This is a genomic window from Burkholderia cepacia, assembly GCF_001039005.1.
In the GTDB taxonomy this organism is placed as follows: domain Bacteria; phylum Pseudomonadota; class Gammaproteobacteria; order Burkholderiales; family Burkholderiaceae; genus Burkholderia; species Burkholderia theae.
The window spans coordinates 20,795-30,336 of sequence record NZ_LDWR01000036.1 but is presented as its reverse complement, the minus strand read 5'-3'; the positions used below and the strand labels follow the sequence as shown (position 1 = coordinate 30,336).

At 60.6% G+C, this 9,542-nt stretch carries 7 protein-coding genes and 1 pseudogene; 1 reads left to right on the top strand and 7 read right to left on the bottom strand.

The genetic code is table 11. The features are described 5' to 3' along the window. Positions 1–25: 25 nt before the first annotated feature. On the bottom strand, positions 26–1,237 hold the full coding sequence (locus VL15_RS20865; protein ID WP_048248201.1) for an IS110 family transposase: 1,212 nt from the start codon (positions 1,235–1,237) through the stop codon (positions 26–28). Between the two features lie 82 nt (positions 1,238–1,319). Between VL15_RS20865 and VL15_RS20860 the strand changes: the two are divergent. After that, positions 1,320–1,630: pseudogene (locus VL15_RS20860) on the top strand (integrase core domain-containing protein); the annotation flags it as partial. Positions 1,631–1,869: 239 nt separating this feature from the next. Here VL15_RS20860 and VL15_RS20855 read toward each other — a convergent pair. Genes VL15_RS20855 through VL15_RS20830 form a run of 6 tightly spaced genes read right to left on the bottom strand, consistent with a single transcriptional unit; the run spans position 1,870 to position 9,532 of the window. Next, positions 1,870–5,565: a type VI secretion protein IcmF/TssM N-terminal domain-containing protein gene (locus tag VL15_RS20855; protein ID WP_048248200.1), complete on the bottom strand. Its 3,696-nt coding sequence runs from the start codon at positions 5,563–5,565 to the stop codon at positions 1,870–1,872. After that, positions 5,562–6,230, bottom strand: coding sequence for a DotU family type IV/VI secretion system protein (locus tag VL15_RS20850; protein WP_048248199.1), 669 nt, complete (start codon positions 6,228–6,230; stop codon positions 5,562–5,564). The genes VL15_RS20855 and VL15_RS20850 overlap by 4 nt, the downstream gene beginning before the upstream one ends. Continuing rightward, positions 6,230–7,612 (bottom strand): type VI secretion system baseplate subunit TssK, encoded by a 1,383-nt coding sequence (gene tssK, locus VL15_RS20845; RefSeq protein WP_048248198.1) that lies wholly within the window; start codon positions 7,610–7,612, stop codon positions 6,230–6,232. Before tssK ends, VL15_RS20850 begins: the two co-directional genes overlap by 1 nt. Positions 7,613–7,644: 32 nt before the next feature. Next, positions 7,645–8,373: a type VI secretion system lipoprotein TssJ gene (gene tssJ / locus VL15_RS20840; protein ID WP_080970898.1), complete on the bottom strand. Its 729-nt coding sequence runs from the start codon at positions 8,371–8,373 to the stop codon at positions 7,645–7,647. Between the two features lie 9 nt (positions 8,374–8,382). Further along, positions 8,383–8,775 (bottom strand): DUF4150 domain-containing protein, encoded by a 393-nt coding sequence (locus tag VL15_RS20835; protein WP_048248196.1) that lies wholly within the window; start codon positions 8,773–8,775, stop codon positions 8,383–8,385. 22 nt (positions 8,776–8,797) lie between these two features. After that, positions 8,798–9,532, bottom strand: a complete 735-nt coding sequence (locus VL15_RS20830; RefSeq protein ID WP_048248195.1) for a DUF3540 domain-containing protein — start codon at positions 9,530–9,532, stop codon at positions 8,798–8,800. Positions 9,533–9,542 lie beyond the last annotated feature (10 nt).

Genomic DNA, 9,542 nt, shown 5'->3' with positions numbered 1-9,542 from the left:
CCTACGTCTCTTTTTGAAACCGTCTCTAAGGCTGGTTCCTCTTGATCATGCTGTAAGCCACGCGAGCCATCTTCGCTGCCACGGCGGTCAGCGCCTTGCGCTTGAGGTCAGCGTCGTCCGGATCTGCATGGACGTAACGCTCATATTTCGAGCGGAAGGAGTTCTCCTTCATGTGCACGGCAGCCATGCCTGCCATCCAGAAGGCCAGCCGCAACCGTGCATTGCCGCGCTTGGAGAGTTGCTCACGTCCCCGCTGGGTGCCCGACTGTATCTTCGCCAGGTCGAACCCACAGTACTTCAGGAACTGACGGTGGTGACCGAAACGGCGCAGGTCGCCGGCCTCGGCGAGGATAGTCATGGCGATCACCGAACCAATGCCGGGCAGCGTCTTCAGATGGGCGAAGTCGGTGGCATTATCGTGAAGCTCGGCCTCGGCTCGCGCCTCGATTGCAGCTCGCAGCACGTTGAGCTCCTGGTACCGGCGCAGGGTAATACGGAATGTCTCGACAGCCAGGCAATCCGGCGCGTGAGGCAAGGCAGCGGTGTGCCCGGCTGTTTCCCATATCTCTTCGAGTTTGGCGCGTTTGTTCACCTTGCGGCCGACCAGATCCCATGCAGCCGTCACAAAGCTCTCGCGATCCAGGGCGCGTACGTGCGTCGGCGTCGGAAACTCGAGCAGAAAACGCACGAACCATTCGTTGCGGGTGGTGCACCAGTAGCGATGCATCTCCGGGAAGTATAGGGGCAGGCTGTGGTTGATCAGTGAGTGCTGCACCTTGGTGCGTGCGCGAGAAACCTGGTAGTAGGTCTTTGCAAGTTCCTGCAGGTCATGATGGCCGGCGATCTGCGGGTCCACGTAACGCTGATATGTGCCACGCTTGAGCATTTCTTGGATGATCTGCGCGTCCTTCGGATCGTTCTTGTCCCAAGAGTTGAACATCGCTTCGCGATACCGAGCCTGTGCCACGGAATTGATGCTGACCACCTCGTGCCCGGCCGTGAGCAGACGGTGAGCCAGCGGGCGATGGTAGTCGCCGGTCGGCTCAAGCGCTACCCGGCAATTGCCGGGTAGCGCTTGAAGGTAACTCAACAGCCGGTCAAAGTCAGAAGCGCTGTTGGTCATCCGGAAGCGCTGACGCTTCCCGTCCGACAACTCGATCAACACCGCGTTCGAATAACGGGCTATGTCGATCGCAACCAGGTTCAGGGGCAGCGTACCTTCCAGCAAGTCGGCCATTTCGGTTTCCTCCGGCGGGCGGTGAACGGGCAATCCAAAGGATGCCCGTTACCCCTGATGGCTGACATTCTGCATGTACTACGGCAGCGAATTCTCCGGACGCCTGATGGACATGTGGGCCTATCACCAGAAGGTGCAAATCGACTTCAGTCGACATGGCAAACCGACCGATAACAGTTTCATCGAAACCTTCAACGGGTCGTTCCGCGACGAATGCCTGAACCTCCACTGGTTCGAATCCCTTGAGGAGGCTCGACGGGTGATCGAAGCGTGGCGGCAGGACTACAATGAGACCGGCCTCACATGGCTCTCAACGACTTGGTGCCGGGCGAATTCGCCCGGCAATTCGACCTTCGGCACCTGTCAGAAGGTCTCAACAGCGTCGAAAACTAACCTTCAGCCTGGTCCGGAAAACCAAAGCGCTTCATTGCTCCGAAACACTAACACTCATTTCTGTCCAGGATTTCTATAGCAGATCACCGGATCGCACCCGCAGATTGGGCGACGCGACGACCTTGAATTGCAAGCTGACAGTATCCCAGTGAGTATTGCGGACCATGACGAAGCGCATGCAAAGGGAGTGGGTCGCGGATGCGGCGGCGCGGCGGTGGCGCGCGCCGTCAAGCCATTGGTCATCGGCTGATGCTACTGTTACTGTCGGTGTGAACCGGACTATTCCAGCAAGCACCGATGCGACGAGGCAGCACCGTTGAAACCTCAGGCGCCGCGGCAGAGCACGCTTTGCTGCTTGGCCGAATCGCGAGCTGCTGTTTCTGAGCTGTTTCGTCGCGTCGCATCTTTTCAAGTTCCTCGATGCGTCCCGCTAATTCAAGCAACGCATCCTGTCCGGTGAAATCGTAGCGGACGTCGACATAGCGGACGCCCAAATCGGCGAGACGCGCTTCCGCCTCTGGAAAGTCACGTGGTGTGAAATGGCGGACGCCGTAGCGGAAGTCCTGGACAAAGTGCGCAATGCCGAGCTGTCCACGGTACCGACGTACGAGTGTTACGCCATCTAGCTTGATCTGCAGTGTCGCGTCGCCGCATTGGTCGCGACGCCAAGCGATCTGTTCGGATACGCGGAAGTTGTAGTTGGTCAGCGTGCGCGCTAGCGGGGCACATTGCAGCGTCAGCACGGTCTCGAAAGGTTTCGCCTGCGCGTCCGGGTTCACGCCGGTTGGCTGTGCAACGATGCCGATGTGCACGATCTGTGTATCGAGCGCGTCGAGCTGCTTGCTGAGTGATGCGATCCGTTCGTCGAGTTCAGCAACTGTCTGCTGTCGCGCTTGCTGTTCGGCGTCGCGTCGCTGTTGCGCGACGCGTTTTGTGATTGCGTCGTCGAGCATCGGCAAGAATGCGTCGGTGAATGGAAGCCGGTAGCCAAGCGTTTCGACCGTCGATGCGCGCATCCCTCCCAGTCGGACGAACGGTTTTGCGGGGCCGTCAACGAACGCCCAGATTGCGCCTTGTGCGCCATACAGTTGGTTGCTAGCCTCGTCGCCGGTAGACGCGCGCTTGAGTGGCCACAGTACATCCCGCTCCCAGTTGCTTTGTAATGCGCACGCTGCTTGCTGCTCGATGTATCTGAAAACTGTGTGGAGTGGTCCGCCAACGACACTCCAGATGGCGTCGCCGCCAATACCTTGGTCGCTTGCGAGCCGCTTGACGCCACTAAGCGCGTCGAAGGCGGCATGCATCGCGGAGGATTCGATCGATGGATCGACCCCGAACCCGTGGAAATCCACAGCGAGCCTATATGCGCTGCCGGGGCCGGCCAGCGAATCGTTTGCTAACCCTGCGACGTCGCGGTTGTAGGCGGCAAGTTCAGTCCGAAGCGCGGCGTCGCGCTTGATCGTCAGCTGCCCTTGCCTGGGTGCGCCGCCGAGCGTTTCCCGCAGGGCTTTGCCGCCGCTACGCGTGATCGAGCCAAGCACCGCACTAATACCTTTGTCCGATGATTGCCCTTGCACGGACATAAGCATTCGCGACGTTTCGCGTACGAACGATAGCCACGGAGGCAGGGCGTCGTCGCACTCTGTTTCGAATTCGCGCTCGACGCGAGTGAGCAGCGACGAGAAAGGATCGCGCCTGCCGGGGATCCGGTCGATTACTGCCCGCCATTGTGTTTCGGTCGTCAGAAACTGCTCGCCTTGCGGGAAGCGTGCGATGAAGTCTCGCCAGGCGTCGATACGCTGTGTGCGATACCATGTGTCGAACGCACTGCGGTGAGACAGGAACTTCGGCCGGTTGGCGACTGCCTGTGCCATCTCGATGAGGAACGCATCAATTGTCGGGCGGTGCGCGGCCGTCAGTGCGACGGGCACTCGCACCTCGCGTAGTGCGAGCGGAGCCTCGCGCGCGGCTCCCGTCGACCAAAAGTCAGCGAGCGTGACGTCAGGCGGCCTTTCCGTATCTGGCATATCGAGCAGCCAGGACCAGTTCCGGTCATCGTAAGCGAGATCCTCGAGTTTCGCCTGCGCGGCTGCGACGCGCTTGGCGAGGGCGTCGTCGCCCGGCGCGCTCCACGCGATGTAGGATACGATTAACTCGGCTAGCAGCGGAGATAGATCATCGGTGCGTCCGGGCATGTCGACGATTGTCGGCGCGGGCATCCGGTTAAGCTCTTCACGGTCTGCACCGCGCAAATGTGCCTGCACCAGATTCACATAGCGGACCAGATTGACGATACGGGCGGCAGTTCGTGGCGCGGTATCAGCGGCAATTGCGCTGTCACTGGCGTTTCGATCTCGTGCATTGTCTGACTGGCCGTAGAGCAGGCGATCGGAGACTGGTTCGATCGTTTGTCGATAACGAGCGACATAGCGGCGCTTGAGATCGGTCTCGAGCTTGTCGACAGGCGTGACGGACATCCAGCGCATGAACCAGCTACTTCTGTGCCGCTCGACCAGCGCAACCACATGGCTGATCTTGCTGAGCGCCGCGGCGTCGCGCTCCGGCTCGCCAGTAAAGCGCAGATGCGTAGGGTACGTGCGCCGGATAAGGTCGACAGTCTGCACGTTGCTAACGAACGATGCTGTCATCAGCAGTCCAGCCGTGACGCAGGCCATCAGCCACGCGGTGAGTCCGAGGCGCCGCGTCGTAAGCCGCCATCGGCTCGCTCGTTCGACTGGGCGCGATGCGTGGCGGTCGCGCGGCAGCACGCAAGCGAAAATGTCGTGCAAGAACAGGCCTGCGTCATCGGTGTTGCGCCGCGGCGTGGCATCGAGCCAGTCCGGTAGCGTCAGGGAATGCGCACCACCCATCTGACGGCCACTCGCGAACAGCAAGCCCCGCAGATAAGGCGTCTCCTGATAGACGTTCGGCCCAAATGCTGCACGTACGAACACGTCGAGTGAGGGCCTCAAGCGTGCAAGCTCGTTTGGCAGCAGAAGTGCACGTGGAGGCGGCAGATCACCGTGCGCTGTCAGAGTCGTACAAAGCGCGCTCAGGCGGGTGTGTATGCTATCGAATGCGTGGGCGATAAACTCGTTCACGTCATGATCACCGTGATAGCCGAACGCGCGGTTTCGGGCTGCTGGCGCGAGCTGCGTCGCCCAATCGTCAAAGCCGTAAATCTGATCGCATTTCGTGACGAGAATGTAGACCGGGAAGCACCGGTCGAACAGGCGGATCAGCTGTTCAAGCCGCTCGCGGACGACACAGCCGTCGAGCGTTAATGCATCATGATTCGCGTCGATGAGGCGCTGCACATCAATGGCAACGACAACGCCATTCAAGCCTTCGCGAGCGCGATAGTGACCGAGCTGATCGAGAATTGCGCTCCATTCGCGTAAGTCTGCATCCGTTGCGTCGGGCTCCACGTAGCGGCCCGCTAGATCGAGCACTATTGCGTCGTCAAAGCACCACCAGTCGCAGTCCGCGGTCGGTTCGGGCGGCGCATCGTGGCACACGAGCCGAAGTGGCGATGCGACGCGCGCGCGCGCCAGCGCGGTCGTCTTGCCCGCGCCCTGGCGGCCGATCATGACATACCATGGCAGTACGTTAATGGGTTGGCCACGCAATTGCGGCGCGATGCGCTTTAGCGAGTCGACAAAGGATTTCCAGCGAGCGGCGAGTCGTTTCTCCGGCGTATCGCGGTTCACCGGAAGGTGCTCGGACGCGGTGAGTCGCGCCAGTTGCCCGCGGTCGCGGGCGGTGCGCAGCGCGCGGCGCGCGAAGCGGTACAGCAGCCACCCGGCCAGCGTCGCAAAGAATATCGCAGGTGCATACCACAGCGACCAATCGAAATACAGCGCAACCATCGCGCTGGACGCAGCGACCGCGGACAGCGCGATGATACGCAGGAAAAGAATGCTGATTGTCTTCATTGCAGCTTGGGCAGAGCTGAGTTAACCATCGTCAAAATGATGATGTGATAGATCAGATAGAGCGAGAGGAGAGTCGCGAGTGGTACCCCGAAGTTCAGACTTGTGAGCTTCAGGCGACGGCGGCGAGCGAGTGCACGCGCAGCCGCATCGCAGGGATCGGTGCATGCATATGCGGCGGGAAATGGCGATTCGCCTTCAGCAGGCATGGGCACGTCGGCCGACAATATTTCGCTCGCACGTCGCTGGATCTCGTCGAGTGGCTGGCGGTTGTCATCGTAGCCATAGCGGCCGCGGAAACCGAGCTTGACGCAGAACAGATAAATTTCCAGCACGTTCCCACGCGCGCCGTCGAGATGGTCGATGCGCTCGAAGAATTCTACGCCCGCGTGCGACGTATCGAAGTGGCGCTTCTGTAGCAGCTGTTGCGTCCAGCAGTCGGCGTCGTCCCAGCCGCTGTTCAATAATGTTTCGTCGGTCCACGCGCAAACCGCGAACAGGGCGTCGTCGAAATCGGAATTAGTTGTGCCGATGCGGACCGCATGATTGCGCGCGTTTTCGATCAGGGCGTCAATTCGCTGTGCAACTTCGGCGACGTCGCCGCGAGGGCTTTGCAAGAAAAGCCGTACGTATGCGAACAAAGGCATTAACGAATCGGATAGCTTCATCACGATTGCCTCACTACGATAAGTTCGGCGTGCAGGTCGTCTGGTGCATCAAGCCAGCGTAGTGACAAGAGTCCGTCGCGCTTGATCGCATCCCACTGACGGCCGGTTTGCTCGATCCGGAAGTATTGAGCATGGCTGCGGCGCGGCAGCCCTTGCGGAGCGCACGGCAGGCGGGTCAGGTCGACGCCTGGCAACGCGAGCGCGATGAGCTGTGGCATCTCGTTGGCCGCTGCGACGCGGCCGCCGTTGAGGAAGCGTTGCGCGAGCGTGTCCGGATCACTTTCGCTATGGATCGTCAGATAAAACAGGTGACGCGCGTCAAAAACCTCGGATGGAAGTTGCGCCAACTGCTGCGTACCGTCGGGTTCGAACGCCGCGACGTATTCGGGGCCGATTGCGATTTCGTCGAGCAGATGACTGATCAGCGTGTGAGCGCGAGAGAAGCAGCCGTTGATGTCGCGATGGTCATAGGGCGGCAGGCCGCCGCGGGCATCGGACGTTTCGCCGAGCATGTCGAAGCGCTCAGAGAACACGCTCAATTCACCGACGAGCTGGCGCAGTGCGCCGTAGATCATCCACGGATGAAGTCGGTCGTATTCGGTAAGATGAAATAGCTGCGAACCGAAACGGTTCAGCGAACGTAGTGCAAGCAGGAACACCATATAATTTGTGTCGAACTCGACGTGCCGCATCTCTCGCGGGCACTTATATTGCTGCAGTCGCCGCGCACGGCCGGCGAGTTCGTCGCGGATGCAGGCAACCCTGTTTTTCAGGTCTCGCGAGCCGGACAACGCATAGCACGGAGGCACGAAGTCGTCGGCAAACCGCAAGCGGTCGCCGTCGCGAATGATGTGCGCGATCGGAATCGTCTCGTGATCGGCGAGGTCGTCAAGCTCGTGTTCGAAGACGATCCTCAGTACGTACGTGAGTGTTCGCACTGGCGCGGGTGGGTGGTCTGAATAAAGATCGCCAACGTCCTCGGCAGACTGCAGCGTCGCGTAGCGCGTTGCTGCATGTAGCCGCGCGTCAGCGGTGCTCGCGACGGTCACGTTGTTCGCGTCGCGCGCGAGACGCTCAAGAGCGACGTGGACAACTAGCGGACGGCCTTCGTCGAGCCACGCGGGATCAAATGTACGTGCTGCGACGACTGCGTTGCCAGGATATTCCGTGTAGCTGCGGTCGGGAAATAGCAGTCGCGCGGACCGGATCTCGATCACGCGGTTGTCGATCGATGCCTCCGACAGAGTCAATTCGCCGACGCCCCAGAAATGTGGCATGCCCGCCGCGAGCCACGGCTCGAGACGGAACTGCTGATGCAACTCGGAGAGTTGAAAATGTTGCGGCTGCAGGAGCATCCCCTGATGCCAATACACGCTTTTCATATCATTCGTTTCGGGTTCTTGAATAGTCACGTTCACTGGTTGCGTGGCGTTTTGGGCGCGTCGCTTTCAGGTTCTGCTGGCCGCGTTAGTACCTTTGCGCCGCCGTCGAGCATAGTCCAGACGCGTGCGCCGGAAGGAGGCAGGCGCAAGCCCTGTTCGTGTGCATCGGTAATACTATGTGCACCGAGCCGTAGCTTTAGCTCGAACGTCTGCGGCGCTGCGCGATACGTGTGCGAGAACCAGCCGCGCTTGTCGATCTTTAACGGCACGTCGTAGAGCCGTGCGGCGCGGGGGCCGTCGAAGTCGTAGTAGCCGGCTACGATGCCCACGTAGCGTGCCTGCTGAGCGCGGTCAATCGACAGCGCAACGCGTGTGCCCGGCGCGACGACATAACGCGTAACCTGGATGAAGCCAGCTGCCGCGGTGCCGGCCGTTAGCGTTGCGCGCAGGTGGTTCGGGTCGTCTGAGAGGTTGCGGAAGGCCTGCGCATCAGTGGTCTGGAAGATCGTCAGCAGCAGTGTATGCGGCGTGTTCTGGTATTCGTTTAGACGCGGCGACGCATCGATGTCGAGCAGTAGCGCGTCCGGCGCGTAGTCCCATCGCACGTCGGCGCGCGCCTGTTCTTCGGTGATGCTCGTCATGCAGCCGGCCAGTGCAGCGAGTGTGGCAACGGCTGAGACGAATGATGCGAGTCGGCGCACGAGGTGTGCACGCGGATTAAGTCTTGACACTTGCGAAGTGGAAATCTGGATGTCGGCCATATCAAATCCTCAGCTCATTGCCATCACTTTTTGTTGGCTCGGTTGCAGGACCGCGCCAGCGGCATTGCCGTCGTTCTGCTTCGTCGGCGTCGCGAGTCTCACGACCGGGCTGCCTTCAAATTTGACCTTCTTGCTGCCAGCTGTGAATTCGACTCTGCCCATGATCTTTCCGGACATCACGCCACCGACGCTGCCGGGTTGATCGCCATTTGTCATTGGAATCGTTGATTTCTTCGTGAGCGCAGGCACGCCGCAAACGAGCACTTTTGTTGTAATCGATGCGCCGGTCATCGGCAGACCTGTGTTGGGATATGGAACGGGAATCGGGCCGGTCGGTGTCGGTGTCTTGCAGATATCTGTGGGACTCATGCACAGGCCGGAGGCGATGGTGACGATAAACATGCTCGAATTTCACAAAAAAGAATCAACCGAGCTCGACGCGCTCGCCGTCAATACCGACTTGGCGATCCGCGAGCAGCGTCACGTCACGCGCATGCAAGTGCGCACGCTCGTTGACTTGCCAGCGCACTCGGCCTGCGCGTGTGTCGTCAACGCCGCGCACACGGCGAAAGCAATCGCCGAGTCTGTACAGCACGCGATCGATTGTCGCGGTGAAGTGTTTCGCGACGAGGCGAACTTCACTCGCGCGGCCATCGATAGATTGCGCGCATGCGTCGAGATGCGCGACACGCAGGCGGCCTTCCTGCGCGCTTAGCCCAATGTGCGGTGCGTCGGCATCGATCCGGTCCCGAGCTGCAATAGCGACGCGGGGGGCATCGATGCGTAGCCCGTCGGTGCTGCTTTCAAGCACAGCGTCGCCGGGCAGTGTGATTGTCGCGCGCGACGAGTCGCCGCGCGCGAGCACGGTCAGCACATAGGTGCACGGCGCGCCGGAATCGCCGTCGTCGACGGGGGGCGCGTGCGAGGACACAGGCGCCCAGATCAGGACGCAATCTCCAATGTCGGGCTCAAGCAGGCAGCCAGATGCGCGTCGCGCGCGGCCGGTCGAATCGTCGAGTAGCAGCCACTTGTCGATGTGGCCGATAACGTGCGCGGTGCGGAGCACTGCACCGTAGTCGCCTGGGCATCTGGTTCGACGCATATGGTCAATGAGAGGGAATGGAGGCGCTGTCAAGGAAGAAGTGGAAAGAATGTTCATAACGGAAGAT

Excerpts from the sequence above, each read along its gene's own strand:
- VL15_RS20865 (WP_048248201.1), bottom strand. The coding sequence starts at position 1,237 with ATGGCCGACTTGCTGGAAGGTACGCTGCCCCTGAACCTGGTTGCGATC.
- VL15_RS20855 (WP_048248200.1), bottom strand. The coding sequence starts at position 5,565 with ATGAAGACAATCAGCATTCTTTTCCTGCGTATCATCGCGCTGTCCGCG.
- VL15_RS20850 (WP_048248199.1), bottom strand. The coding sequence starts at position 6,230 with ATGAAGCTATCCGATTCGTTAATGCCTTTGTTCGCATACGTACGGCTT.
- tssK (WP_048248198.1), bottom strand. The coding sequence starts at position 7,612 with ATGAAAAGCGTGTATTGGCATCAGGGGATGCTCCTGCAGCCGCAACAT.
- tssJ (WP_080970898.1), bottom strand. The coding sequence starts at position 8,373 with ATGGCCGACATCCAGATTTCCACTTCGCAAGTGTCAAGACTTAATCCG.
- VL15_RS20835 (WP_048248196.1), bottom strand. The coding sequence starts at position 8,775 with ATGTTTATCGTCACCATCGCCTCCGGCCTGTGCATGAGTCCCACAGAT.
- VL15_RS20830 (WP_048248195.1), bottom strand. The coding sequence starts at position 9,532 with ATGAACATTCTTTCCACTTCTTCCTTGACAGCGCCTCCATTCCCTCTC.